Source organism: Psychromonas sp. CNPT3, assembly GCF_000153405.2.
In the GTDB taxonomy this organism is placed as follows: domain Bacteria; phylum Pseudomonadota; class Gammaproteobacteria; order Enterobacterales; family Psychromonadaceae; genus Psychromonas.
In genome coordinates, this window is sequence record NC_020802.1 from 428,356 (window position 1) to 453,582 (window position 25,227).

The 25,227-nt window shown below is 39.3% G+C and carries 24 protein-coding genes; 14 read left to right on the forward strand and 10 right to left on the reverse strand.

Annotated elements, in window-relative coordinates:
- Positions 1-39: 39 nt before the first annotated feature.
- Positions 40-411, forward strand: coding sequence for a DUF3802 family protein (locus PCNPT3_RS01935; protein WP_015464185.1), 372 nt, complete (start codon positions 40-42; stop codon positions 409-411).
- A 50-nt stretch (positions 412-461) separates the two neighbouring features.
- Here the strand turns inward: PCNPT3_RS01935 and rsd are convergent, their stop codons facing one another.
- Positions 462-935 (reverse strand): sigma D regulator, encoded by a 474-nt coding sequence (gene rsd, locus PCNPT3_RS01940; RefSeq protein WP_015464186.1) that lies wholly within the window; start codon positions 933-935, stop codon positions 462-464.
- 138 nt (positions 936-1,073) lie between these two features.
- Here rsd and nudC point away from each other — a divergent pair, with 138 nt between their 5' ends.
- From nudC to purD, 4 genes are all read left to right on the forward strand, one after another.
- Positions 1,074-1,892 carry an NAD(+) diphosphatase gene (gene nudC, locus PCNPT3_RS01945; RefSeq protein WP_015464187.1) on the forward strand — a complete coding sequence of 273 codons (819 nt, stop codon included), beginning with the start codon at positions 1,074-1,076 and terminating at the stop codon, positions 1,890-1,892.
- Positions 1,893-1,940: 48 nt separating this feature from the next.
- A complete protein-coding gene (gene hemE, locus PCNPT3_RS01950; protein WP_015464188.1) occupies positions 1,941-3,008 on the forward strand; it encodes a uroporphyrinogen decarboxylase in 1,068 nt (355 codons plus the stop codon).
- Positions 3,009-3,672: 664 nt separating this feature from the next.
- Positions 3,673-5,265, forward strand: coding sequence for a bifunctional phosphoribosylaminoimidazolecarboxamide formyltransferase/IMP cyclohydrolase (gene purH / locus PCNPT3_RS01955; protein ID WP_015464189.1), 1,593 nt, complete (start codon positions 3,673-3,675; stop codon positions 5,263-5,265).
- Between the two features lie 515 nt (positions 5,266-5,780).
- Entirely contained in the window at positions 5,781-7,067 is a 1,287-nt protein-coding gene (purD, locus tag PCNPT3_RS01960; protein ID WP_015464190.1) for a phosphoribosylamine--glycine ligase, read from the forward strand.
- Positions 7,068-7,237: 170 nt separating this feature from the next.
- Here the strand turns inward: purD and PCNPT3_RS01965 are convergent, their stop codons facing one another.
- The 6 genes from PCNPT3_RS01965 to aroQ form a co-directional block, all read right to left on the reverse strand.
- Positions 7,238-7,513 (reverse strand): HU family DNA-binding protein, encoded by a 276-nt coding sequence (locus tag PCNPT3_RS01965; protein ID WP_015464191.1) that lies wholly within the window; start codon positions 7,511-7,513, stop codon positions 7,238-7,240.
- Positions 7,514-7,679: 166 nt separating this feature from the next.
- Positions 7,680-8,258 carry a YjaG family protein gene (locus tag PCNPT3_RS01970; RefSeq protein WP_015464192.1) on the reverse strand — a complete coding sequence of 193 codons (579 nt, stop codon included), beginning with the start codon at positions 8,256-8,258 and terminating at the stop codon, positions 7,680-7,682.
- A 549-nt stretch (positions 8,259-8,807) separates the two neighbouring features.
- Positions 8,808-9,107: a DNA-binding transcriptional regulator Fis gene (fis, locus tag PCNPT3_RS01975; RefSeq protein ID WP_015464193.1), complete on the reverse strand. Its 300-nt coding sequence runs from the start codon at positions 9,105-9,107 to the stop codon at positions 8,808-8,810.
- Positions 9,108-9,120: 13 nt separating this feature from the next.
- The gene (gene dusB / locus PCNPT3_RS01980) at positions 9,121-10,080 is read right to left on the reverse strand and encodes a tRNA dihydrouridine synthase DusB (RefSeq protein ID WP_015464194.1); all 960 of its coding nucleotides are present in this window, start codon (positions 10,078-10,080) and stop codon (positions 9,121-9,123) included.
- A 136-nt stretch (positions 10,081-10,216) separates the two neighbouring features.
- The gene (gene prmA, locus PCNPT3_RS01985) at positions 10,217-11,104 is read right to left on the reverse strand and encodes a 50S ribosomal protein L11 methyltransferase (protein WP_015464195.1); all 888 of its coding nucleotides are present in this window, start codon (positions 11,102-11,104) and stop codon (positions 10,217-10,219) included.
- A 131-nt stretch (positions 11,105-11,235) separates the two neighbouring features.
- Entirely contained in the window at positions 11,236-11,688 is a 453-nt protein-coding gene (aroQ, locus tag PCNPT3_RS01990; RefSeq protein WP_015464196.1) for a type II 3-dehydroquinate dehydratase, read from the reverse strand.
- Between the two features lie 340 nt (positions 11,689-12,028).
- Between aroQ and PCNPT3_RS01995 the strand changes: the two genes are divergently transcribed.
- From PCNPT3_RS01995 to PCNPT3_RS02015, 5 genes are all read left to right on the forward strand, one after another.
- Positions 12,029-12,574 (forward strand): pilus assembly PilX N-terminal domain-containing protein, encoded by a 546-nt coding sequence (locus tag PCNPT3_RS01995; RefSeq protein WP_015464197.1) that lies wholly within the window; start codon positions 12,029-12,031, stop codon positions 12,572-12,574.
- Positions 12,574-12,933 carry a hypothetical protein gene (locus tag PCNPT3_RS02000; RefSeq protein WP_015464198.1) on the forward strand — a complete coding sequence of 120 codons (360 nt, stop codon included), beginning with the start codon at positions 12,574-12,576 and terminating at the stop codon, positions 12,931-12,933. Before PCNPT3_RS01995 ends, PCNPT3_RS02000 begins: the two co-directional genes overlap by 1 nt.
- Before the next feature lie 476 nt (positions 12,934-13,409).
- A complete protein-coding gene (locus PCNPT3_RS02005; RefSeq protein WP_015464199.1) occupies positions 13,410-14,366 on the forward strand; it encodes a sialic acid TRAP transporter substrate-binding protein SiaP in 957 nt (318 codons plus the stop codon).
- Between the two features lie 43 nt (positions 14,367-14,409).
- Positions 14,410-14,919, forward strand: a complete 510-nt coding sequence (locus PCNPT3_RS02010; protein ID WP_015464200.1) for a TRAP transporter small permease — start codon at positions 14,410-14,412, stop codon at positions 14,917-14,919.
- An 18-nt stretch (positions 14,920-14,937) separates the two neighbouring features.
- On the forward strand, positions 14,938-16,221 hold the full coding sequence (locus PCNPT3_RS02015; RefSeq protein ID WP_015464201.1) for a TRAP transporter large permease: 1,284 nt from the start codon (positions 14,938-14,940) through the stop codon (positions 16,219-16,221).
- 240 nt (positions 16,222-16,461) lie between these two features.
- On the opposite strand, the gene PCNPT3_RS02020 is transcribed toward PCNPT3_RS02015, so the two are convergent.
- Both PCNPT3_RS02020 and PCNPT3_RS02025 read right to left on the reverse strand, forming a co-directional pair.
- Positions 16,462-16,671 (reverse strand): SlyX family protein, encoded by a 210-nt coding sequence (locus PCNPT3_RS02020; protein ID WP_015464202.1) that lies wholly within the window; start codon positions 16,669-16,671, stop codon positions 16,462-16,464.
- Positions 16,672-16,683: 12 nt separating this feature from the next.
- Positions 16,684-17,667 (reverse strand): WD40 repeat domain-containing protein, encoded by a 984-nt coding sequence (locus PCNPT3_RS02025; protein WP_015464203.1) that lies wholly within the window; start codon positions 17,665-17,667, stop codon positions 16,684-16,686.
- A 127-nt stretch (positions 17,668-17,794) separates the two neighbouring features.
- Between PCNPT3_RS02025 and fkpA the strand changes: the two genes are divergently transcribed.
- Both fkpA and PCNPT3_RS02035 read left to right on the forward strand, forming a co-directional pair.
- On the forward strand, positions 17,795-18,565 hold the full coding sequence (gene fkpA / locus PCNPT3_RS02030) for an FKBP-type peptidyl-prolyl cis-trans isomerase (protein WP_015464204.1): 771 nt from the start codon (positions 17,795-17,797) through the stop codon (positions 18,563-18,565).
- Between the two features lie 182 nt (positions 18,566-18,747).
- Positions 18,748-19,950, forward strand: coding sequence for an NAD(P)/FAD-dependent oxidoreductase (locus PCNPT3_RS02035; RefSeq protein ID WP_015464205.1), 1,203 nt, complete (start codon positions 18,748-18,750; stop codon positions 19,948-19,950).
- Positions 19,951-20,073: 123 nt separating this feature from the next.
- Here the strand turns inward: PCNPT3_RS02035 and PCNPT3_RS02040 are convergent, their stop codons facing one another.
- Complete coding sequence (locus PCNPT3_RS02040) at positions 20,074-20,670, reverse strand: pentapeptide repeat-containing protein (RefSeq protein WP_015464206.1); 597 nt, start codon at positions 20,668-20,670, stop codon at positions 20,074-20,076.
- Positions 20,671-21,226: 556 nt separating this feature from the next.
- On the opposite strand from PCNPT3_RS02040, the gene putA reads away from it, so the two are divergent.
- Positions 21,227-24,415, forward strand: a complete 3,189-nt coding sequence (gene putA / locus PCNPT3_RS02045) for a bifunctional proline dehydrogenase/L-glutamate gamma-semialdehyde dehydrogenase PutA (RefSeq protein ID WP_015464207.1) — start codon at positions 21,227-21,229, stop codon at positions 24,413-24,415.
- Complete coding sequence (locus tag PCNPT3_RS02050) at positions 24,412-25,125, forward strand: hypothetical protein (protein WP_015464208.1); 714 nt, start codon at positions 24,412-24,414, stop codon at positions 25,123-25,125. The genes putA and PCNPT3_RS02050 overlap by 4 nt, the downstream gene beginning before the upstream one ends.
- The last annotated feature ends 102 nt before the right edge of the window (positions 25,126-25,227 follow it).

Genomic DNA, 25,227 nt, shown 5'->3' on the forward strand with positions numbered 1-25,227 from the left:
AATAAAGCCTCTATTTAATGAAATATAAAGGAATATAAAATGTTATTAGGTAGTGATGCATACGATGCATGTATAGGTTATTTTGCAGATAATTTAAACCTTTTTGAAACCAACAGTGGCCCTCGTGCAGATATTATGGTGGCGGAAGTGGTAGAAACTCAGGTCGTCGATTTATTGCAGGTATTTTGCGCGCAACAAGTGAATTTAAGTAAGCAAGATCGTTTAGATGTTGTTGCTGAAGGAGATCAGTTTATTGACGATTTAGAGCAGATTTTGGGACGTGCTTGGGGGCAACTTGCCAGCGAGCAACAGGTTGAATTTATTGTTGAATATTTTTTATTAATAAAAAACAGTTTAGATTCAGAAGCCGCTATATTAAGTGCGCTTAAGTTACAAAAAAATATAGAGTGATAATGTAAAAGAGAATAATATAGATTATTCTCTTTTACATCGCATCATTATTATACAAGGGTGTTATGTAACATTAAAACTTCGAGAAGTTGATCTTCTCGTTCAAAGCGCTCTTCCATTTTTTGACCGAGTTCTGATAAGTCGTCATCAAAGTCGAGTAATGCTATTTCAGTTGCATTCTCAGCATATTTGTCATTAAAATTAAGGGCGGTATCCGTGGTGGTGGTGATGCGAGAATATAGCTCTTGTGCAATTTTAAGATTTTGTTCTCCATCGAGCTTACATTGCAAGATAATTTGTTCATAAATACCAAAATGACCTGTTGATGTATAATCCAATAGGGTTTGACAAAAATTTGTTATTTCTTTTTGGCTAGGCAGTTCTTGTTTTTTTTGTTGCTCAGTAGAGGTACCGACAAGCTTACAATATAAAACAACCAATTGTTGACGGTTTGCAAGCCAACCATCTATAACGTTCAGTGTCCCACCCCATTCTGCTTTTACTTTTTCAATGTTACGTAACATGTCATCTCCAGTATTATTGTTTTTATTTATATCAAAACTATATAAAAAAAGTGAAGTCGTCAACTTGAATTTGAGTTTAAGGGGGATATTGATGTATAACTGTGAGCTAAGCAAAATCATTAACCAGAAGGATCATAAATGAGCGATGCATTAAATGTAATGGGTGCAAAAAATAAGGCGTGGTGGTTTATTATCGCGCATAAAAAAATAATTTTGCAAGAGTTAGATGAGTCTATTCCTTATGGCGATGCAACTGAATTGTCTTTACCGGCCTCGATGCTCCGTTCTAAAATAAAGATTGGTGAGTATCAGTCCCATCCTTGCTATTTGATAGTCGCATCTGATGCCAGTACGTTTAAATGTGGTAGCTACCAAAATGCCCGTATTTTACTCGGTAAAATTGATGAGACGTTATTTAATATGCTGGGGCGGGCTTTACAAGTTGCATTGTTTTATCAAACGCATCAGTACTGCGGGCAGTGTGGTGAAAAGATGCAACGTGTGGAATGGGAAATTGCTTGTCATTGTAGCGCCTGCGCGCATCGTTGTTACCCGCGTATTTCACCTTGTATTATTGTCGCAATTCGCAAAGATAAAGAGATATTACTGGCCTTACATCAACGCCATTATCAAAGTAATGAAGAAATATATACCGTGTTAGCTGGATTCGTGGAAGCCGGTGAAACTCTCGAAGAGTGCCTGCAACGCGAAGTTTATGAAGAAGTTGGTATTAAGGTAAAAAATATTCGTTATGTACGCAGTCAGCCTTGGCCGTTTCCACACTCCTTGATGATGGCGTATATCGCGGATCATGATTCTGGTGAGATTTGCGTTGATGAAGATGAAATATATAGCGCAGCTTGGTACGCCATAGATAATCTACCTGCTTTGCCAAATAAAGGCACGGTTGCAAGAGAATTAATTAACCAAGTATTGGCAGAGTGTGACTCTTTTTAATATTTAAGTTAGCATATGCACAAATCGAATCGATGGGATAAAAAAAGCATGACAGAATTAAAGAATGATCGTTATATTCGCGCTTTATTAAAGCAAGAAGTAGATAAAACGCCGGTATGGATGATGCGCCAAGCAGGGCGCTATTTACCTGAGTATAAAGCGCTCCGCGCACAAGCAGGGGACTTTATGTCGCTTTGCCGTAATGCAGATTTAGCGTGTGAAGTGACCATGCAACCCTTACGTCGATTTGATCTTGATGCTGCTATCTTATTCTCAGATATTTTAACTATCCCGGATGCAATGGGTCTTGGGCTTTATTTTGAAACCGGTGAAGGTCCAAAATTTGAACGTCCGATCAGTTGTAAAAAAGATGTCGATAATTTGATCATGCCTGATCCTGAAGGTGAATTACAATATGTAATGAATGCAGTGCGCCGTATTCGTCAAGAGCTAGATGGTTCTGTCCCTCTTATCGGATTTTCAGGTAGCCCGTGGACACTCGCAACTTACATGGTTGAAGGTGGCACATCAAAAGCCTTTACTAAAATTAAAAAAATGGCATTTGCTGATCCTGCTATTTTACATGCATTATTGGATAAACTGGCAGACAGTGTGATCCAATACTTAAATGCTCAAATTGAAGCCGGCGTGCAATCGGTGATGATTTTTGATACTTGGGGTGGGGTGTTATCTCCTCGTGATTATGAGCTGTTTTCATTGCAATACATGCATAAAATAGTGGATGGATTACATCGCACGTATGCGGGTCAAAAAATACCTGTTACGTTATTTACTAAAAATGGCGGGCAGTGGTTAGAGAAGATAGCTGCGACGGGTTGTGATTGTATTGGTTTAGATTGGACGATAGATATTGCAACGGCCAAAGCGCGTGTGGGTGATAAAGTGGCCTTACAAGGCAATATGGATCCTTCTATTTTATACGCGTCCGGATCTCGTATTCGTCAAGAAGTTGATACGATCCTAAAAGGTTACGGTAACGGTGTTGGCCATATCTTTAATTTAGGCCATGGTATTCATCAAGATGTTCCACCTGAAAACGCCAAAATATTTGTGGATGCCGTCCATGAATTAAGTGCGCCATATCACACTAATTAACGGCGGCGCCTCTTCTCTCTTTTATTAATATAAAAAGCAGAGACGGGTGCGTATCTATCGTCATCGAAAATAGCGAGCAAATGCTCGCTATTTTTTTAGGCTATGAGGTTCAAGCGTCGTTTTACTGAGATGCTCATGTTAGCTCAAATACAACTACCGTCTCTGGCGCTGATAGCCATTTAAGACAGCTCTATAATGTTTACTTCTCTTTTTTGATGTTGGCTATTAGAGCTGCGTCTAAAGAGCTAGCGACATGAACTATATCCCCCCTCGTAAAGCCTCAATTAAAGCATCGCATGTTATAATGTTATGCGTGAAGATCGGCCTAATTTGGCTTGCTTAATTTGTACTTTGAAGTGTCATGGAACTATATATCTTCTGTTAGTTTATGATTTTAATGTTTTTATTACCTTATCGCTTCGCTATAAATAGAGAGGGTAATTATTGGAATATTTTCTTTTTTTATTAAAACTGCTCAATTTTTAACGTTTTTTCAGGTAGAATGTGCGCGCAACCTCAAGCAACCTTAAACGTGCTTCATTGAGATTGTCATGCTTTGCTGTTGTGTTGCGGTTTGAATATTAATATCTGTATTACATGAGTTCAAAGCAGCCCTTTTTGGGTTGTTGCTCGAGATCGATTTAACCGAGGAATGTGTAAGAAAATGGAAAATAGCCAACCTATAAAACGAGTGATAATTAGTGTTTCGGATAAAACTGGGATCATCGAGTTTGCGCGCGAATTAACGGAGAGAGGCGTTGCTATCTTATCAACAGGAGGCACTTGTCAGCTTCTTCATGATAATGGAATTAAAGTAACGGAAGTCTCCGACTATACTGGATACCCTGAAATGATGGATGGGCGTGTAAAAACACTGCACCCAAAAATTCATGGTGGTATTTTAGCGCGCCGTGGTATTGACGAAGCAATTATGCGTGAAAATGCAATTGATGCGATCGATATGGTAGTGGTTAATCTTTACCCATTTGCAGCCACAGTGGCAGATCCAAATTGCACATTAGAAGATGCCATTGAAAATATAGATATTGGTGGACCAACGATGCTTCGTGCTGCTGCTAAAAATCATAAAGACGTGACAGTGATTGTTAATGCCAGTGATTATGCACGCGTTCTGCAAGAAATGGATAAGAACTCAGGTGGTTTAGTGTATCGCACCCGTTTTGACTTGGCGATCGCAGCTTATGAGCATTGTGCACAATATGATGGCATGATTGCTAATTATTTTGGAAGCATGGTACCGAGTTACGGTGACAATAAAGAGGGTGATGCAGAGTCTATTTTCCCACGCACATTCAATATGCAATTCAAGAAAAAACAAGATATGCGCTATGGTGAAAATTCACATCAAAAAGCTGCTTTTTATATAGAGCATGACTTGCAAGATGCGTGTGTTGCAACGGCAACACAATTACAAGGCAAGGCGTTATCGTATAATAATATTGCAGATACAGATGCTGCCTTATCTTGTGTTAAAGAATTTATCGAGCCCGCTTGTGTGATAGTCAAACATGCTAACCCTTGTGGTGTTGCGATGGCAGGCTCTATTTTAGAGGCTTATGAAGGCGCCTATAAAACCGATCCTACCTCAGCCTTTGGCGGTATTATTGCTTTTAACCGCGAATTAGATGCAGAGACTGCAGAAGCGATTGTATCGCGACAGTTTGTTGAAGTGATTATCGCCCCTAAAGTAAGTCCAGAAGCACTAAAAATAGTAGCAGCCAAGAAAAATCTACGCTTGTTAGAATGTGGTCAATGGGGTGAAACAGCACCTGACTTTGACTTTAAACGTGTTAATGGTGGTTTGCTCGTACAACAACGCGATCAAGGTATGGTTGAACGCGCTGATTTACGTGTTGTCTCTAAACGCCAACCGACAGAAGAAGAGTTCTCTGATCTTTTATTTAGCTGGAAAGTTGCTAAATACGTCAAATCTAATGCCATCGTATACGTGAAGAAAAATGCAACAATTGGTGTGGGAGCGGGGCAGATGAGCCGCGTTTACAGTGCCAAAATTGCAGGCATTAAAGCCAGCGATGAAAATTTAGAAGTCGCAGGCTCAGTGATGGCCTCTGATGCATTTTTCCCCTTTAGAGACGGTATCGATGCAGCCGCTGACGCAGGGATATCTTGTGTTATTCAACCGGGTGGCTCTATTCGTGATGCAGAGATCATCGCTGCTGCCGATGAGCATAATATGGCGATGGTGTTTACGGATATGCGCCACTTCCGTCATTAATATTTTGATTTTTTAATAAAAAATGCGAGTCGGCATAATATTTAGTTTGCTCGCATCTTTAAAAGATAAAGTTTATACCCATAATATTTCAAGAGACTAACTCATACCAAAAGAACTAAAAAGGTGATCAGTCTTGCTTGTTGAAATTATCCTTAGTAGCGTTGTGAGTTTTGAAGTGAGAACAACTATCTCCTACAATTCATGCCTTGCTAGTATTAATTTTTCCTGCGCAATACATGAAAACTTAATTAATTCCTTTGCTATCAGCAAGCCAGATAAACATTTTGAGATAACATAGGTTTATTATATTTTCCAATAGATGGCTATACCAAGGGAACTAAAAAAAGTGATCAGTCTGCTTGTTTAAATTATCCCTACCCGCGTTGTGAGTTTTGAAGTGAGAGTAACTATCTCCTGCAACTCACGCCTTGCTAGTGCTAATTTTTTCTGCGTAATACATGATCTCTTCATTAATTCTATTGGTATTAGACAGTGATATCAGTAAAGGGTGTTAAATGAATATATTAATTATTGGTAGTGGTGGTAGAGAGCATGCGCTAGCTTGGAAAGTGGCACAAAATACACAAGTAAAAAATGTTTTTGTCACCCCAGGTAATGCGGGAAGTGCACAAGAAAATAAAGTGACTAATGTAGCGATTGACGTTGAAGATATTCCCGCGTTAATAGAATTTGCCTTAAAAAATAAAATTGAGTTAACGATCGTTGGCCCAGAAGGCCCCTTAGTGATGGGCATTGTTGATGCTTTTACCGAGGCTGGCCTCGCCTGTTTTGGTCCAACAAAGGCAGCTGCGCAATTAGAGGGCTCAAAAGCGTTTAGTAAAGACTTTTTAGCCAGACATAACATCCCAAGCGCATATTACAAGAACTTCACTGAGGTTGCGCCTGCTTTAGCCTATGTGCGTGAACAGGGAGCGCCGATTGTTATTAAAGCCGATGGTCTGGCTGCCGGAAAAGGCGTGATTGTAGCGCTTACTTTAGCGGAAGCTGAAAACGCTGTGCAAGATATGCTGGCTGGAAATGCTTTTGGTGAAGCGGGGCACCGCGTGGTCATTGAAGAATTTTTAGAGGGTGAAGAAGCCTCTTTTATTGTCCTTGTCGATGGTAAAAATGTGGTGGCGATGGCAACAAGTCAAGATCATAAACGTGTTGGCGCCGGTGATACAGGGCCAAATACAGGCGGAATGGGCGCTTATTCACCCGCACCCGTGGTAACGCCTGAAATGCATCAACGCATTATGCAGACGGTTATTTATCCTACTGTTGAGGGTATGGCAGCAGAAGGAAATCCTTATAGCGGTTTTCTGTATGCAGGATTAATGATCCAAGCTGATGGCACCCCAAAAGTCATTGAATATAATTGCCGTTTTGGCGATCCGGAAACGCAGCCTATCTTATTGCGCATGCAATCTGATCTAGTGGCCTTATGTTTGGCGGGAGTCAATGGTGAGTTAGAGGGCATGCAAGCACAGTTTGATGAGCGCGCAGCTGTTGGGATTGTGTTAGCGGCTACGGGTTACCCTAGCAGTTACGATAAGCATTTACCGATAGGTCAACTCCCTAAAGATACTGCAGATTTAAAAGTATTCCATGCGGGTACGCAAATGCATGATGCAAAGCTGCGCAGCACCGGAGGTCGTGTATTGTGTGCGACGGCGCTAGGCACTGATGTGACGCAAGCACAGCAAAAAGCGTATGCGCTTTGCGCGCAGATAGAGGCGCCTGATTTGTTCTATCGCCCGGATATCGCATATCGCGCTATCGAGCGTGAAGCCCTCAAATAGGTAGTATTATTCGCAGAAAAAGGAAAAACCGATATGATAATATCGGTTTTTTTATACGTAAAATTTAAGCCTACGTAACGAATACTCAAATAAAAAATATAATGCGCAATGCAAAACAAAAAAAATGAGCCAATGGCTCATTTTTATTGTTTTTCAAACTAAGACAAGTCTTAGTGATTTACAGATTCTTTTAATGCTTTACCAGCAACAAATGCAGGTACATTAGCAGCTTTAATTTGAATGTCTTCACCGGTTTGTGGGTTACGGCCAATACGCGCCGCACGGTGATTTACTTTGAATGTACCAAAGCCAATTAACTGTACAGGTTCACCATCTTTTAGGCTATCGGTGATACTAGCAAGAATTTGCTCTACAGCAGCTTTGGCTTGCACTTTAGTTAGTTCTGATTTTTCTGCGATTTGTGCAACAAGTTGAGTTTTGTTCATCGATATATTTCCATTGTTAATAGGTTATTAAATTTAGCTTTATACAAGTAGAAGGCTACTAACCAATGTATTGCATATTGCTTATGGATGTAAAGGGTAAAGATGTTAAATATCTGATTTATTATTATTATTTGTTTTTATTGTGTTAAAAATCACAAAAAAGCTATTAATCGTATGCGATACCCAGATTGGTTGCGCCTTGGTCGATAACAAACGCTTTAATCTTTTTGATTAATTCTGGCGATCGTAAATTATCAAGTTGTATTAAAAGTGCATTTTGAAAAGCAAGTTGCGTTTTAAACAGAGTACTTTCTTGTAATTCAAGTTCACTGAGATCTGTTTCTTTTTGTAATTCAAGAAAACTGGCAATGCTGGAGAATGCAGTTTGACTCGCATTGAGCGCTTCGTCTTTAGATTTACTTAAAAAAGAATTAAAGGCGCAACTTAAAATGACACAATGATCAATCGCTGGGTACACACCATAGAAATCATGATCACTGGTATTCGGAATAATGTCATCAAAGGCTTCTTGTTGAATACCAAAATTCACTTTTGTACCTTTATTGATCATTTTATCCCAAAACAATTGATTGAATTGATCAATTTTTTGCTTATTATCACTCTCAATGGCTTCACAAAAGAGGTGGAAATGTAAACGAGAATGTTCACTTAATGCCATGCAAAAAACACTTTGCTGCCAACTTTGTAGGTTTGTTAATTGTTCGTTAATGGGTAATAAAAGCATATCTTTCCTAAACTAAGAGAATAAAGTATGACGACCAATACGTAGGCTAGATAGTGATATCGGGTCTACGAGATATAAAAAGTGCGACAAATATTGTACTTTGTCGATTCGATACTTATTTACCCTATATTATGATGCATTAACGTACAAATTCCTGCAGATCATAAGTGTAATAAGTAACAGAGATAGAATATAGCGGATCATAAAAAAAGCCACCATTAGTGGATCTTTTTTATGATCTTTTAATAGAGAGGCTTTATCAGATACTTGGGCTTCGAGTCGCTTAAGGCGTCATCTTTGTTAATGATCATGACCTTTTCCGTTGTGACGTGTCACGCGTTATGAGTTGTGATTAAATTGGTTTTAAATGTCATTTATAATGCGAAATTGTGGGTGCGCAGAAAAGGGATCGTCGCAGATCTTTTATATACTGCTGATACAGGTTGCTACTATGAAAGGCTATAAAAAGTGATGCTAAAGACGCTAAACGTCAATTTTAAAGATAAAAAAAGCGACTAAAAAGTCGCTGTTTTTATTTATGATCTAGGATCAGCCCATACCATATTTCTTTAATTTTTTACGTAGCGTGCCACGGTTAATACCGAGCATCGTTGCTGCACGTGTTTGGTTGCCACGTGTGTATTGCATGATAATATCGAGCATAGGGGCTTCTACTTCAGATAAAACAAGCTCGTATAGCTCAGTAGTATCTTGACCATTTAGTTGTGCGACGTAGCCGGAAACGGCTTGACGAACTGAATCTCGTAATGGTTTTTGAGTTATTTGCCCAGTAGCGGGAATACTAGTGGTGGTAATAAGTGCTTCTTGGTGAATATTTTGTTCAAACATGGGTATTAACTCTTTAATTATTTAAATAAGTTTCTAATGTTATTAATTGTGTTTTTGCACAATCAATGCGATTAAATTGTTGTCTAAAGCAACAAAACTTGTCTTGCGCTTGCAAATACCAACCTACGTGCTTCCTAGCAATCCGAGGGCCCATCACTTCTCCATAAAAGGCATGCAATGCTTGTACATGTCCTAAGAGTATTTGGGCCACTTCCTTTTTTTCCAGAGGAGATTTTTTCTCGCCTGTTTTTAAGTAGTGGTTTATTTCATTGAATATCCAAGGTGCACCTTGTGCGCCTCGTCCAATCATAATGGCATCAGCGCCAGTGTAGTCGAGCACATATTTAGCTTTTTCTACACTGGTGATGTCGCCATTGGCAATCACCGGAATTGTTACATTTTCTTTAATTATTTTTATTGTATCGTATTCAGCATCGCCTTTATAAAGGCATTGCCGAGTGCGACCATGCACTGCAAGTGCTTGGATACCAGATTGCTGAGCAATTTGAGCGATTTGCAGACCATTTCTATTTTCAGGATCCCAACCAGTGCGAATTTTTAGAGTAACAGGGACATCCACAGCATCGACAACACTTTCTAAAATGGCTTGCACCAGTTTAGGGTGTGGCAATAACGCGGAGCCAGCTTTCTTTTTATTCACTTTCTTGGCGGGACAGCCCATATTAATATCAATGATCTGTGCGCCGTTTTGCACACATACTTGTGCCGCTTTGGCCATTTCACCAGGATCTGCTCCTGCAATTTGCACAGAGCGGATACCAGATTCATTGCGCTGATCCATTCTTAATCTAGATTTTTTACTATCCCATACACGCGGATTAGAAGACAACATTTCTGATACCGCTAAACCAGCACCTAACTTTCTACAAAGTTCACGGAAGGGAAGATCAGTGACCCCTGCCATGGGTGCTAGAATAAGGTTGTTATCTAATTGATATTTCCCAATGCGCATATAATGAACGTTCTCTAAGTCAAGGGCGCGTAGTGTACGCATTTTTGCAAAGATAATAAAGGTTAATAATTAAGCATTTGTTAATTATTTTTCTTGCAAATTAGGCAAGAATGAGATCTTGCCCGTTGTTTTATCGTTATTTACGTATTTTAGCACCCGAAAGCTGTGCCCATTCTTCCTGAATATTAGCGGGATTCATGACAAACCATTGTCCGTAAACATCAAGCAATTCAGGTGCTTGATCTTCGAGTATGCCAGAAAGTGCAAGACTGCCTTGATCTTTTACGAGGGCTTCAATTTGCGTTGATAATTGGCGAAGTGGACCCGCTAGAATATTTGCGACTAAAACGTCCGCTTGGATCCCATTAGGCAAATCATCTGCTAAATACAGTTCAAGTTGATCTGATACGCCATTACGCGTTGCGTTATCACGACTTGCGGTGATGGCTTGTGGGTCTATATCAATACCGATGACCCGTTTAGCGCCTAATTTCAGCGCCGCAATGGCTAAAATGCCTGAGCCACAACCAAAATCGATGATCACTTTGTCTCGTAAATCTTGACCTTCAAGCCAAGTTAGACAAAGTGCGGTTGTTGGGTGCGTGCCAGTGCCAAAAGCAAGGCCAGGATCAAGCATCACATTAACCGCATTTTCATCTGGAACCGGTTTCCAGCTAGGACAAATCCATAAACGCTTACCAAATTGCATCGGATGGAAATTATCCATCCATTCTCGCTCCCAATCTTTATCTTCTAAGGGCTCGATTTTATGTGCAAAATTATCGTCTAAAAGAGGGCTGGCTTTGAGATCGGTGATAATGCTTTGCATATCAGCATCCGCTTCATAAAGCCCTGTAATATCAGTGTCGCCCCAAAGACGAGTTTCACCCGGTAAGGGTTCAAAAACAGGCGTATCATGCGCGTCGGTAAAGGTGGCTGAAAGCGCCCCCTTTTGCATTAATAATTCACCAATCGCTTCTGCATTTTTGGCGGTTGCATTTAGTTTTAATTGTATCCAAGGCATGATTTAGTCCATAAAAAATTGTAAGGGCGCAACAATACAGGGGATAAGGCGATTATACCAATTTATCCGCGCTTTGCGGTGCCTACAGAAGACGTGCAAGGTGCAGGTATCATAAGGCTCCAACTTGGGCTTTATTGCGTAGTAAAGTGTTGGCGTGCTGATTGCAACGCAAAAGAATAACCTTGTGCACCTAAACCACAGATAACACCTTGTGCGATATCCGATAAATAGGAGTGCTGACGAAATTTTTCTCGCGCATGTATGTTCGATAAGTGTACTTCGATAAAAGGGATGTTGACCCCTAATAAAGCATCTCTTAAGGCAATACTCGTATGCGTAAACGCACCGGGATTAATAATAATAAAATCAATGTGAGCAAAGGCGTCATGAATTTTTTCAATCAACTCATATTCACGATTAGATTGTAGGTGAGTGAGCTTGATATTACAGTTATTTGCCTCACGCTCTAAACCGGTAATGATATCTTGGAGTGTCTGCTTTCCATATAAGTTAGGCTCTCGTTGGCCAAGTAAATTCAGATTTGGACCATTTAAAACTAAGACATTAATTGTTTTTATAGACATAACAAGTGCTTCCTAATCGGGGGGACTTTATACCAAAGGAACTAAAAAGGTTACCCATCTTGCTTGTTTAAATTATCCCTAGCAGCGTTGTGAGTTTTGAAGTGAGAACAACTATCTCCTACAACTCACGCCTTGCTAGTGTTAATTTTTCCTGCGCAATACATGAAAACTTAATTAATTCCTATGGTATTAGAGTGTATCTGCTTGCTAAATAACTAGCTAGTTTTGTTTTATCGAGGATCAATATTGAACGCTTAGCGTTTTCTGCGCAGATAAGCTGCGCGGATAAACGCGACTAAACTTAAAATATGTTTAAGCATAAAAGAGAGCAGGAGGCTCTATGTTGATGTATTCGAAGGGGCATGCTGCGGACTTTTTAAAAATAAAAAACCAAGGTTTTGCCGTTTTTAGTTTACTGATCTTATTGAGTATGGCCTGTCTTACTTTTAGTATTAAGATGGCCTCAATTGTGCGTTTAGATGAGCAGCGTTTGGCAGATAACTTTCGCCGTTTAGAAGCCTTTACACATGCGGACTCTGGCATTCGTTTTATAGCATCTCAGATCACTTCAGTTGAGGGTGCGCAGCGCATAAGTGCCTATATAGATAAACGCTGTCACCTTTCAAAGCATGATAATTGTGCGCCTTACCTTAAAAATAAAGATCCTCCTTTTACGTTAAATTTATCCAAGCAAAACAAAGGCTCTATCAAGGTAACTTCGGAGGGGATCTCTTTTGATGGGCAAGCATATAAAAATATCAGTATTAATATTAAACGCTTGTCTGCGTGCCCAGCCTTAGACAAAAATCCCAAGCATAAAACGAATGAAGCTCAAAAGGTGTCGACTTGTTATGATTTTATGGCCTTAACATGGAGAGACTTTTGATGCGCAAAAATGCAGTATTGGGATCCTCCTTTGTTGAAATATTGATCTCATTATGGATTGTGAGTTTAACGTTGTTATTTACGCTAGGCTTACAAAAACGTTTAAATACGCAGCAGCAAAACAATCTGGCGTATGTTGGCGCTTTATCTTTAGTTAAGACCGCTTTGTTGAGGGGCTCTGTATTAGAACGGGCAAAGATAGAAGAAAAACGTCGTATTGGGAAAGTGCAATATACGCTTCGTAAGGAGGTTAAGTATAAACAGATATTAGGGAAAAATATTCAGGTCATAAAAGTCAGTATATCGTGGTCTGATTTTAATAAAAAAAAGCAAGAATACTCGTTAAGTAAACTCCTTTAAAGACTTCTTAAACAATAAATATTTCTATCGGATCTCGATGATCCCTTCTTGGATCGTGTGTTTTTTTACGCTGTAATGAGGATGTGGAGGCCGGTGAAAAGAAATATTTAGGCCTTAATTTTTAGATCATGAACTCACTCAAAAAAATATTGATAAGGAGGGTGCTCTTAAATACCCCTATTTTTAATAATAGATTAAAAACAATGCTTTATTTTCGTCAATATAAATAATAAATTTATGAAACCGCGCGATATATATTGAATTATTGTGATGTGCATAACGCTTTTTAATGGAGCTCAACTCCAAGTGTAAATTACAACTTGTTGATTACATTCCCATTTTGATTTTATGATCTGCTTCTGTCACGTTTATGGCCTTGCCTTGTTGAAGTAAAGCTCCGTTAAATTATAATCTTAATCGTTAAGTTCATAATTGAATATAACTTATGATCATTCATTCATAGTAAGGAATACAAGATGAAAAGATTAACGGTAGGATTATTGTCTCTCGCTTTTGCTGCTAGCTCATATGCGCAGACAACGCTAAAAATGGGATTACAAGCGAGCGTTGGATCTGTTGAATATGTATCTGCAAAATTATTTTCCGATAAAATATCTGAATTGAGCAAAGGGGATATGAAAGTTTTACTCTATCCCAGTGCACAACTTGGAGATGATCGCGCAATGTTACAACAATTAACCTTGGGTGATTTAGATTTTACGTACGCAGAGTTTGGACGAATGGGGCTTTGGATCCCTCGTGCAGGTGCGGTTATGTTGCCTTATGTTATTAAGGATTTTGCACATATTAAACGTATTTTTAATTCTGATTTTGGTCTAAGTGTTCGTGATGAAATGTTAAATAAATATGGATGGAGAGCACTTGATACTTGGTATAACGGTACTCGTCAAACGTCTTCTAATCGACCACTAAATAACATCGCTGATTTTAAAGGTTTAAAATTACGCGTTCCTAATGCTAAAGCAAATTTGATGTTTGCAAAATATTCGGGAGCATCTCCAACACCGATGGCATTCTCAGAAGTTTATTTAGCATTACAAACCAACGCGGTGGATGGTCAAGAAAATCCATTACCTACGTTTAATACCATGAAGTTCTATGAAGTACAGAAACATTTGGCTATCACCAATCATATTGTGAACGATCAAATGTTATTAATTAGTAATAATACTTGGAAAACACTGAGTGCAGAGCAACAAAACATTATTACTAAAGTGACTGCGCTTGTCGGTAAAAAACATACCGCATTTGTAGAGCAACAAGAAAAAGAATTGATTAGCTTCTTTGAAAAAGAAGGTATTACAGTTAGCTACCCTGAATTACAACCATTCAGAGATGCAATGAAACCTATCTATGTTGAATTTGATAAGAAAATAGGTAGCAATGTGATCGAAGAAATCATGTCTAAATAGTTACCTAAGGCTGGTTTCGGCCAGCCTTTATTAGGAGCTTCTTATGTTTCGTAAAATTATTGATAATATTGAAGAAATCATAACAGTGCCATTAATGGTTTCCCTGTTATGTATTTTAACTTGGCAAATTGCATCACGTTGGCTCTTTGATTCGCCTTCATTATGGAGTGAAGAGCTTGCCAGAGTACTTTTTTTGTATATGGCCATTATTGGGTGTGGCATCGGCATAAAAAAAGACGAGCACGTTAAAATCACCTTTTTCTCGGACAAACTACCGCGAAATTTAAGATATGGCATGTTGTTTATCTTAGAGATTTGTGTGCTAGCAACGATTGTCACTATGATTTATTACGGTTATGCATATATGCAACGTAATGCCTTTTTTGAATTAATAACATTAGGAATATCAGCCTATTGGATGAACTTATCTCTGCCATTAGGAGGATGTTTTATGTTATTTAGACAACTACAAAAACTTTATTATATTCGCCGTGAGTGGTGTCATTTAACAACGCCTGCTGGATTTAAGTTAAGCACGGAAGCAACGGATTAAATATTTTAAGGATACATTATGTTTGCAACAATCGTGGGTTGGTTAGCGTTACTTTTTGCGGGTATGCCTGTTGGGTTTTCGTTGATTTTTATTGGTTTTGTATTTTTAATTGCCACTCAAAGTATGGGCATTAACTTTGCTGCTCAGCAAATGGTAGATGGGCTAAACAATTTTACATTACTTGCGGTGCCTTTTTTCGTACTAACCGGGCATTTAATGAATAGCTCAGGTATTACTGAGCGTATTTTTAATTTTGCAAAATCCATGGTAGGTCATATCACTGGTAGCTTAGGGCACGTAAACATTTTAGCGAGTTTACTCTTCTCTGGCATGTCAGGTTCGGCTTTAGCGGATGCGGGAGGGCTTGGGCAATTAGAAATAAAATCGATGCGTGATGCAGGTTACGATGATGATTTTGCGGGTGGATTAACGGCAGCTTCTTGTATTATAGGGCCTCTTGTTCCGCCTTCGATCCCTTTAATTATTTATGGTGTTGTCTCTGGCACCTCTATCGGCGCTTTATTCTTAGCGGGCGCTATCCCCGGGTTATTATGTTGTATCGCCTTAATGGTCATGACTTATTTTATCGCGAAAAAACGTGGCTATAAAACACTGCCTAAAGCGTCATTGAAAGTGAAGATGGTTGCCTTTAAAGAAGCCTTTTTATCTTTGTTAACGCCTTTTATTATTATCGGGGGCATTTTCTCCGGTAAATTTACGCCGACAGAAGCGGCTATTATCTCTTCGCTTTATGCTTTATTTTTGGGCGCGGTTGTTTATCGCACGTTAACCATTAAAAAGTTGATTAAGTTATTAAAAGAGACAGTATCAACAACCTCTGTTGTGGCGTTAATGGTCATGGGCGTCACTGTATTTGGGTGGATCATCGCCAGGGTACAATTACCTCAACAAATGGCAGACTTTTTCTTGTCGATAAGTGATGATCCTCTTGTTCTTTTACTGATGATCAACTTATTATTATTATTTTTAGGCACCTTTATTGAATCATTAGCATTACTTTTATTATTGGTGCCCTTTTTAGTTCCTGTTGCTGTGTCTGTGGGCATTGATCCTGTGCACTTTGGCGTCATGGCAATTTTAAACCTAATGATTGGTATTTTGACACCGCCTATGGGGATGGCACTATATGTGGTTGCTAAGGTGGGTAATATACCTTTCCATACAATAACCAAAGGGGTGCTTCCTCTATTGATCCCATTATTTGTTGTTTTATTCTTAGTGGCTGTTTTTCCTCAAATCACGCTGTTTTTACCGGGCGTTATGTTGGGGTATGGATTGTAAAATATAAAGATAAATGTGCGGAGATAAATGACCGTAAAGCAAAAAAAACGGGGCGTGATATAAAGGTTTGTATAAACCGCTATATCACGTCCCGTTTTTTAGGTTTGCAATTGACAAATAAAAATAGATTATCGTTTTAACGTATTATTATATAAGAGGTGAATATATTATTTAACGCGTTAATTGAGTCGTGAAGAGCACTCTAAGCCTCAATTAAGACGCACAGTAAGATAGTGCGTTCTAATAATGAGGAGGGCGCATATCGACTTCATCGGGGCCATTGTTATCTGGCTCTGCTTCTTTTAATTTTTGTACTAAGTAAGAAACTTGTTCACTTAATATATGCAATTTACGTTGTTGCTCAAAAACTTCAGTATTTAAAGTCTCTAGATTATCTTCTTGAAAAGAAAGTTTCATTTCAAGTTGGTCGATACGTGTTTCTATAGTCATTGTTGATCCAAGTTAATTCATTGGCCATATTTCAAGAAGCCCGGCAGAGCTTTCACTGGCAATTTTATTAGCATCCCATAATGTAGCGGAATATACTACTGCTGTTTGTGGTCGTATACCGTCTCGGGGACTCACCATCCATTGTTGCTCCATTAAACCAGTATCAACATTCCATAAACGTAACATTTTAGTGCCGTTACCGGTTAATAAGTATTTACCATTATCAATGAAACGTACAGAAGAAAATATTGACTGACGCGCGCTATAGATGAGCGAACTGTGTAACTTTCCTGTTTTAAGATCCCATATTTGAGCTGATTTTTGAGTGTCAGCAATAAAAGCATAGCGTCCATTTTTTTCGAGACGCACCGTTGAAATACGATTTTTGAAATTGAATTCTTGGATAACTTGTGCTGTTTTAGTATTCCACAAAAAAGCGCGGTGATCGTTTCCACCAGAAAGGGCATACAACCCATTGGCAGACATGTCGATACTATTTATTTTTTCGCTGTGAATAGGCATCTCTAAACGTCTGCCTGTTTTCAAATCAAGATGAACTAGTTTGCCATTAACTTGTCCATAAAGGACGTAACGCCCATTTTCTGAAATTTGGATGTCTCGGATCGGGGAATCGGTGACTTTGTAAAAACCGAGTGATTTACCTGTTTTGATATCCCAAATGGCAAACTCATGGGTGCTAGCGGAGAGGGCGTAATTATTATTTGCAGATATGCGTACTATATAGATGGCGTTATCTTTAATCTCGCCATGTCGCCAGTTGAATAATAATTGATGATTACGATTATCCCAAAGACGAATACCATGCGAAATGGTTGAAATTATTGAATAATCGCCATTTTGCGATATCTCAGCTGCAAAAGTGCCCTCAACAGCGTGTTCATACTGCTTTAGAGGCGTATCAGATTGTGAGCAGGATAAGATAAATAAAAGGCTCAATAAAAGAAAAAATGTTTTAACCGAGAAATTTAGCTGCATATTGTGATTAACTTTTGGTAAAAATAATAATTAAGATTAGTATATGCTATTAAATTTTAATAGCGTATACCGCCTATTTTAGGTATATATTAACAAAGTAAAAAACTAATAACTAATTGGAGTAACAATGAAAAACGTATTTAAAGTATCTTTACTAGCCGCTTGTATTGCACTTACTGTAGGTTGTAATGACAAAGATGAAGCACAAGCAGCAACAGATCAAGCTGTTTCTACCGAGTCTGCAGCGAACTTTGCAACAGAGCAAGATAAAGTGGCTTATGCGATTGGTGCTTCATTTTCTCGTTACGTAGAAAGTACGCTTGAGAAACAAGCTGAATTTGGTATGACGCTTGATAAAGAAATCATTATTGATGGTATCTCTGATACTTTACGTGGTAATTCTAAGTTAACAGACGAAGAAATGATGGCAACGTTAAAAAAATATGACGAAACCGTTAAAGTTGCTGTGACTAAAAAAATGGAAGAAGATAAAGTTAAATCTGCACTCGAAGCAAAAACATTCTTAGATGAAAATGCAAAAGTTGAAGGCGTAACGGTTACTAAATCTGGTTTACAGTATTCAGTGATGACTAAAGCTGACGGTCCAAAACCAAAATTAACGGATACTGTCAGTGTGCATTACGTCGGTACATTAATTGATGGTACTGAATTTGACAGTTCTATTAAACGTGGTCAACCTGCTAAATTCCCACTCGATCGCGTTATTGCGGGTTGGACTGAAGGTCTACAGTTAATGAGTGTTGGCGAAAAAATGAAATTTGTGATCCCTGCTGATCTTGCGTATGGCGATCAAGGCGCGGGTACTATCCCTGCCGGTGCAACATTGATTTTTGAAGTTGAATTATTAGCAATTGAAGCACCTGCTAAAACTAAATAATCTAAATGTTCATTAAAAAAGATCGCTTTATGCGATCTTTTTTTTGTTTTATTTTTATTGTTTTTAATTTTTATCTTTGATTAAAAAGGTAATAAAAATTTAACGTTTAATTAGGTTCGCAGATTTAATATCTTAACGTATGATGCAGAGCGTTTAGTTAGCGATAAAATCAGAGGTTAAATATGTGGGATGTAATTATCATCGGTGCCGGTGCATCGGGGTTAATGTGTGCAATTGAAGCGGGCAAGCGTGGACGTCGCGTTTTAGTGCTTGATCATGCGAAGCGTGCAGGACAAAAAATTATAATGAGCGGCGGTGGGCGTTGTAATTTTACGAACCTTTATGTTGAGCCTATGCATTATCTTTGTCGTAACCCTCATTTTGTTAAATCTGCATTAAGTCGTTATACGCAGTGGGATTTTATTGCGCTGGTGGATAAACATAAGATAGCTTGGCATGAGCGTGATCATGGTCAATTATTTTGTGATGATAGTGCGAAACAAATTATTAAAATGCTACTTGATGAAGCGCGTGAGGCTGGGGTAAAAGTGCAGTTACAAACGGACGTTTTAGCACACAGTCAAAGTGGAGATCATCATTTTAGCGTACAAACAAAACAAGGCTCGTTAGAGTGCCATTCATTAGTGATCGCGACGGGGGGGTTATCCTTACCGAAAATGGGCGCGACCCCCTTTGCCTATAAAATAGCACAACAGTACCAAATAGAGGTGCAAGCAACACGTGCAGGCTTGGTACCTTTTACCTTACAACAGGCTCAGAAAGAGATGTTTAGCGCCTTATCGGGGATTAGTTTACCTGCAACAGCAAGTTGCGTTGTTAAAGCGGGCAAAAAAGATAAGACAGTCAGTTTTAGCGAGGCATTATTATTTACGCATCGTGGTTTAAGTGGGCCGGTGATCTTACAAATATCGAACTATTGGCAGGCGGGTGAAGTATTAACATTAGATTTAATGGCAGGTATTGATCTGTTTGCCTTACTGACGTCGACACAATTAAATCGACCTGAATTAGGTTTAAAAACGTTACTTGCACAGCAGTTACCAAAACGTGTTGTGGAATGTTTACTGCAAAGTGTCGATATTGAAAGCCGACCAATGAAGCAGTATAACGAAAAAGAATTACAAGCTATCAGCCAGTTATTTCATCAATGGCACCCGAGCATTAACGGAACAGAGGGCTATCGCACCGCAGAGGTTACCTTAGGTGGTATCGATACCGATTTTATCTCATCGAAAACCATGCAATGCAAAAATACCGCGGGTCTGTATTTTATTGGTGAAGCATTAGATGTCAGTGGTTGGCTCGGTGGGTTTAATTTCCAATGGGCATGGGCAAGTGGCTGGGCCGCCGGACAAGATGTTTAAATGTACTCATAAAATAAAAAATAAACGTCCGCTATAGTGGCTGGACGCGTATTTTTATTAAGTCGACACGAGATAAGAATTAACTGAATTATTATCTCGATAAAAGAGGGGAGAGGGAACGTTTTAATCCACTAATTCAATATCTAGGCTATGCAGTAAGTTTAAAGCTTCAAAGCGGCTAAACTTGGCTTTAGTCACCTCGTTTTGTAATATATTTATCTGATAATTGACGGCATCGGTAAAGTCAGCTCTGTTTAGTATTGTTTTATTAAATAAACTGCCATTAAAATCGGAGTTCGTAAAGTTGGCATTATTCAAATCCGCTTCTCTAAAATCTACGTATTGCACACTACACTCTTCAATAATTATTTCTGGCAGAATTAAAGCATGGAACGAGCTGTCATTGAGAATGCATTGATAAAATTTAATGGGGCTATTAAAAATAAATAGAGGCCAAGCGACTCTGCTCCAGTTAATGCCAATTAATTTACAACCAACGAATGCAACATCAATGAATTTACTGTACTCGATATTAAGCATGCTCATATTGCAGTTGATAAACTCACAATCATTAAAGTGACAGTGCTTAAAGGTGGCGTCGCTAAAATTACAATTTTCAAAAATACAGTTATCAAATTCTTTATCTTCAAGACTGCCTTTTACAAAATCAATTGCCGTTATTTTTTCTTCGCAATAGATTTTTTTATCTGTTGTTAGCATCTTAATCACCTCTTTTGTTGGCTTGAATAGTTTATGTCAGCGAGTTTTTTTTGTTTTTTTTAAAAGAAAGGCTGTTTATTTTTTTGTTTTTTATGCGAGATCATGCAATTTAAGCATATAAATGGGTGTTTTTGATAAAGGTGTCGCATTTTTTAATAGAGATCGTATAGAAACATCCCGCTGATCTATTATTATATTTTAACAAATTTATGACAGTGTCATACTTAAAAGAAAAAACTACGTAACATCCACTTGCTTAAGTATTAAACAGCGTTCACCCCGCACCCTTACCCGTACTTAAAGTAAGGGGTAATAAAGGGCGTCACAAACCATTTACTATTTAACTGAGTTGTTGCGAATTTGTTAAATGAAACTGTGTATTTCTATTTTAACACATCGTTTTTTCAACATTTTAATCTGTCATCTATAGATTTATTATCGGCTCTTATCTACATGATAGAGTTCGAATTTATTGATATTTAACCTAAAATATATTAGTTCTTTTAAAAAACGATCACATTTTATTTTTATAAAGGCGAGATCACAAGGAGAAGTTATGAGTACTAATCTACATTTTTGTGCTAACGATACGTTGTCTGAAGATTTTATAGAGCGGCCAATAGAGGAACTATGGTCATTGATCTCACCTTTATATATGGTTGATGAAGCACTTTGGTTAAAAGAACTGTTACCCATGGCGAGCGCGACGGCTTTAGAAAAAAAGCATATTGCTGATAATGCAAGTGAACTGATCCGGCGCGTACGTGCGGATAAAAAATCCGTGCAAATGATTGATGCCTTATTACTGGAGTACAGTCTCGACAGTAAAGAAGGGGTCTTATTAATGTGCCTTGCAGAAGCCTTGATGCGCATCCCTGATATTGCGACGGCGGATGCATTGATCCGAGATAAACTGAGCGTTGCCGATTGGAAGTCCCACCTTAAAAATTCTGATTCTGTTTTTGTTAATGCATCGACTTGGGGATTATTATTGACCGGTAAAGTCGTCAGCATGGATGTGCGTAAAGACGGCTCACCCGCAAGCATGATCAGTCGTTTAGTGAATCGAGCTTCAGAGCCTGTTATTCGTAACGCGATGAATCAAGCGATGAAAATAATGGGTTACCAGTTTGTGTTGGGGCGTAGTATTAAAGAAGCCCAAAAAAATGGTAAAAACTTTACCGATCAAGGCATCAATTATTCTTATGATATGCTCGGTGAATCTGCATTAACCTCTGAAGATGCGAAAAAATACTTTAAATCTTACGTGCAAGCCATTGAGTCTGTCGGTGTGCAAAATAATTTAGAGGGTGCTTCAAAAACAGAGGCAACAGTCTCTATTAAATTATCCGCATTACACCCTCGTTACGAAGTGGCACAAAAAGATCGCGTATTAAATGAGATGTATAATACGGTGATCCGTTTAATTAAGCTTGCGCGCTCGCTCAATGTTGGTTTAACCATTGATGCAGAAGAAGCAGATAGATTAGAGTTATCACTGGTGTTATTTGAAAAATTATATAGAAGTGAAGAAGCACAAGGTTGGGGGAAATTAGGCTTAGTGGTACAGGCTTACATGAAACGGGCTTTACCTGTTCTTGTATGGTTGGCTGCATTAGCTAAATCACAAGGTGATAGGATCCCCCTACGTCTTGTTAAAGGCGCCTATTGGGACAGTGAATTAAAATTATCACAACAAAAAGGTTACGCAGCCTATCCCGTCTATACCCGTAAAGAAGCAACTGACGTGTCTTATCTTGCTTGTGCGCGCTTCTTATTAGCTAAACATATACAGGGGCTTATTTACCCTCAATTTGCCAGTCATAATGCACAGACAATTAGTGCTATTGCAGTTATGTCAACGCACCCTCATTATGAATTTCAGCGTTTGCATGGAATGGGAGAGTCCCTTTATCGCCATGCTCTAGATATGTTTGCGGATAATTTACGTATTTATGCACCGGTAGGTAGCCATCAAGATCTTTTACCTTATCTGGTGCGACGTCTGCTAGAAAATGGGGCGAATAGTTCTTTCGTGCATCGCTTAGTAGATGCTAATTGCCCGGTTGATGAATTAACAGAGCATCCCGTGGATACATTAGAAAAACGCTCTACGTTACATAATGGATTGATCCCTTTACCGCCTTATATTTTTGCAGAGCGTAAAAATTCATCTAGCATTAATGTTGATATCGAAAGTGAATGCTTACCGTTTGAAACCCTTTTAAACACACATATGCACCGCACTTGGGTAGGGGGAGCCATTGTGAATGGTGAGCGTCACTATGCCAGTCAAACATCTAATGATGTGCAATTATTACAGCAAGTAAATGCACCTTACGATAAAAATATACATGTGGGCTCGGTACTCTTTTCATCTCCTGAACTGGTGTCCGAAGCATTGCAAGCTGCCACTGATTTCTATCCAATATGGAGCGCTACCCCCGTTACTATTCGCGCTAAGAAATTGAATGTCTTAGCCGATTTACTCGAGAGTAACATGCCAGAGTTGGTCGCGTTATGTCATTTAGAGGCGGGTAAAACACTGCACGATAGTATTGATGAAGTGCGTGAAGCGATCGATTTTTGTCGTTACTACGCGCATCAAGCGAATGAGCATCTTTCTGCGGTGCACACCCAAATTGGTTTTGATGAAATCAGTCGCAACATTACGCGCCAAGGCCGAGGTGTCTTTGTGTGTATTAGCCCGTGGAATTTCCCGCTTGCTATCTTTATTGGTCAAGTAGGGGCCGCTTTAGTGAGCGGTAATACCGTGATTGCTAAACCTGCCGAGCAAACCTCATTAATAGCAGCGCGCACCGTTGAGTTGATGCTCAGCGCAGGATTTCCTGAAGAAGCAATTCATCTATTACCGGGAACGGGAAAAGATGTGGGATCGCAACTAACCAAAGATGCACGCATCCAAGGTGTTGTGTTCACAGGATCAACGCCAACAGCGCAATTAATTAATCGCACTCTAGCAAGTCGTGACACGTTACCTGTGCCCTTTATTGCAGAGACAGGCGGTCTTAATGCCATGATAGTCGACAGTACAGCACTACCTGAGCAGGTTGCGCGAGATGTTGTTAACTCTGCATTTTCGGCTGCTGGGCAGCGCTGCTCCGCGCTACGCGTTTTATTTATACAAGAAGATATCGCAGATAGAGTGTTGACGCTTATCAAAGGCGCAATGGCAGAGTTGAAAATCGGGGTGCCTTATTTGCACAGCACCGATGTAGGACCGGTGATTGATGAACAAGCCAAAACGAAGTTAGAGGCGCATATTCAATACATGACGGATAAGTATCAGTTACTGGCACACTGCGAATTAGACGCAAGTTGCGCACAAGGTCACTTTGTTGCCCCGACAATGTTTGAGATAAACGCGCTAGACAACTTAGAGAGTGAACAATTTGGGCCGATTTTACATGTTATTCGCTACCGCGCAGAGCAATTAGAGCAAGTCGTTAAGCAAATCAATGACAGTGAATTTGGACTAACCTTGGGCATACATAGTCGTAATGAAGCAAGCTATCAGTGTATTGAAGCAAAAGCGCGAGTGGGTAATTGTTACATTAATCGCGATCAAATTGGGGCCGCTGTTGGGGTACAACCTTTTGGTGGGCAAGGCTTATCAGGAACAGGGCCAAAAGCGGGTGGGCCTCGTTATCTTTATCGTTTTACTAAGCAATGGATTTTAGATCCGCAAACTATGATTTCTCAAACACAGGAGAGCCGAGTATGAATTTGCACACGAAAAACATGGTTGAGTCAGCTCAAGATAAATGGGAAATGTGGAATGCGGTGGGCGTCACTGCGCGCGCAGATATTCTAAAAAAATGGGCCTTCGAACTGGCAGAAGATCCCGAACTGGGTTTCGTATGTACTAAAATGGTGTTGTACCAAATCAAGCAGGCTTTAAGTTTGATAGCGACAGAGCAAAATATGCCCGGACCGACAGGTGAAAGCAATGTGTTATACACAACGGGACGTGGTTTGTTTGTTGTACGAATGAGTGTAGAGGCTTCTTTTTGTGGATTAGTAGCGCAGATAAGCGCGGCACTAGTGACCGGCAACTGCCTGCTTTTATGCTTACCTAAAACGCACCAAGCAATGGCGGATAAATTATTAAACGCGTTGTTATTAGCGGGAGTGCCTAGTGCGGTGGTGCAGATAAGCACCCCTGCAATAAGTGATGAATTAATGCAGGACGCGGTGCTTGCAGGTGTTGCCTATGTCGGTAATGAGCAAGAATGTATTGCCATTAATCGAAAGCTTGCAGCTAGCCCGGGTTTACTTGCACAGCTTGTCGCCGAAACTGATTTAGAAAAATTAACGACCTTAACCGATAGTCACTTTATTCTGCGCTACATTACAGAGAAAGTGCGTACGATTAATGTGACTGCCGTGGGAGGCAATGCAACCTTGCTTGAGCTAGGTTGTGGCGACCTATAATTCCTTTGCTATAAGCAAAAATTTCACATGTGGCTGCATGTTTAATTTACAGATTTGTTAAAGAAAAACCGAAAAGCGCGTAATTAATAAATATGGGAATAT

Bases quoted from the DNA above. Each gene is read 5' to 3' on its own strand.
- PCNPT3_RS02035 (WP_015464205.1), top strand. From the start codon at position 18,748: ATGTGGGATGTAATTATCATCGGTGCCGGTGCATCGGGGTTAATGTGT.
- PCNPT3_RS02005 (WP_015464199.1), top strand. From the start codon at position 13,410: ATGAAAAGATTAACGGTAGGATTATTGTCTCTCGCTTTTGCTGCTAGC.
- PCNPT3_RS02040 (WP_015464206.1), bottom strand. From the start codon at position 20,670: ATGCTAACAACAGATAAAAAAATCTATTGCGAAGAAAAAATAACGGCA.
- fkpA (WP_015464204.1), top strand. From the start codon at position 17,795: ATGAAAAACGTATTTAAAGTATCTTTACTAGCCGCTTGTATTGCACTT.
- prmA (WP_015464195.1), bottom strand. From the start codon at position 11,104: ATGCCTTGGATACAATTAAAACTAAATGCAACCGCCAAAAATGCAGAA.
- PCNPT3_RS02000 (WP_015464198.1), top strand. From the start codon at position 12,574: ATGCGCAAAAATGCAGTATTGGGATCCTCCTTTGTTGAAATATTGATC.
- hemE (WP_015464188.1), top strand. From the start codon at position 1,941: ATGACAGAATTAAAGAATGATCGTTATATTCGCGCTTTATTAAAGCAA.
- fis (WP_015464193.1), bottom strand. From the start codon at position 9,107: ATGTTTGAACAAAATATTCACCAAGAAGCACTTATTACCACCACTAGT.
- PCNPT3_RS02025 (WP_015464203.1), bottom strand. From the start codon at position 17,667: ATGCAGCTAAATTTCTCGGTTAAAACATTTTTTCTTTTATTGAGCCTT.
- PCNPT3_RS01965 (WP_015464191.1), bottom strand. From the start codon at position 7,513: ATGAACAAAACTCAACTTGTTGCACAAATCGCAGAAAAATCAGAACTA.
- PCNPT3_RS01995 (WP_015464197.1), top strand. From the start codon at position 12,029: ATGTTGATGTATTCGAAGGGGCATGCTGCGGACTTTTTAAAAATAAAA.
- purD (WP_015464190.1), top strand. From the start codon at position 5,781: ATGAATATATTAATTATTGGTAGTGGTGGTAGAGAGCATGCGCTAGCT.
- putA (WP_015464207.1), top strand. From the start codon at position 21,227: ATGAGTACTAATCTACATTTTTGTGCTAACGATACGTTGTCTGAAGAT.
- nudC (WP_015464187.1), top strand. From the start codon at position 1,074: ATGAGCGATGCATTAAATGTAATGGGTGCAAAAAATAAGGCGTGGTGG.
- PCNPT3_RS02015 (WP_015464201.1), top strand. From the start codon at position 14,938: ATGTTTGCAACAATCGTGGGTTGGTTAGCGTTACTTTTTGCGGGTATG.
- PCNPT3_RS02020 (WP_015464202.1), bottom strand. From the start codon at position 16,671: ATGACTATAGAAACACGTATCGACCAACTTGAAATGAAACTTTCTTTT.
- PCNPT3_RS02050 (WP_015464208.1), top strand. From the start codon at position 24,412: ATGAATTTGCACACGAAAAACATGGTTGAGTCAGCTCAAGATAAATGG.
- PCNPT3_RS01935 (WP_015464185.1), top strand. From the start codon at position 40: ATGTTATTAGGTAGTGATGCATACGATGCATGTATAGGTTATTTTGCA.
- aroQ (WP_015464196.1), bottom strand. From the start codon at position 11,688: ATGTCTATAAAAACAATTAATGTCTTAGTTTTAAATGGTCCAAATCTG.
- purH (WP_015464189.1), top strand. From the start codon at position 3,673: ATGGAAAATAGCCAACCTATAAAACGAGTGATAATTAGTGTTTCGGAT.
- PCNPT3_RS01970 (WP_015464192.1), bottom strand. From the start codon at position 8,258: ATGCTTTTATTACCCATTAACGAACAATTAACAAACCTACAAAGTTGG.
- rsd (WP_015464186.1), bottom strand. From the start codon at position 935: ATGTTACGTAACATTGAAAAAGTAAAAGCAGAATGGGGTGGGACACTG.
- dusB (WP_015464194.1), bottom strand. From the start codon at position 10,080: ATGCGCATTGGGAAATATCAATTAGATAACAACCTTATTCTAGCACCC.
- PCNPT3_RS02010 (WP_015464200.1), top strand. From the start codon at position 14,410: ATGTTTCGTAAAATTATTGATAATATTGAAGAAATCATAACAGTGCCA.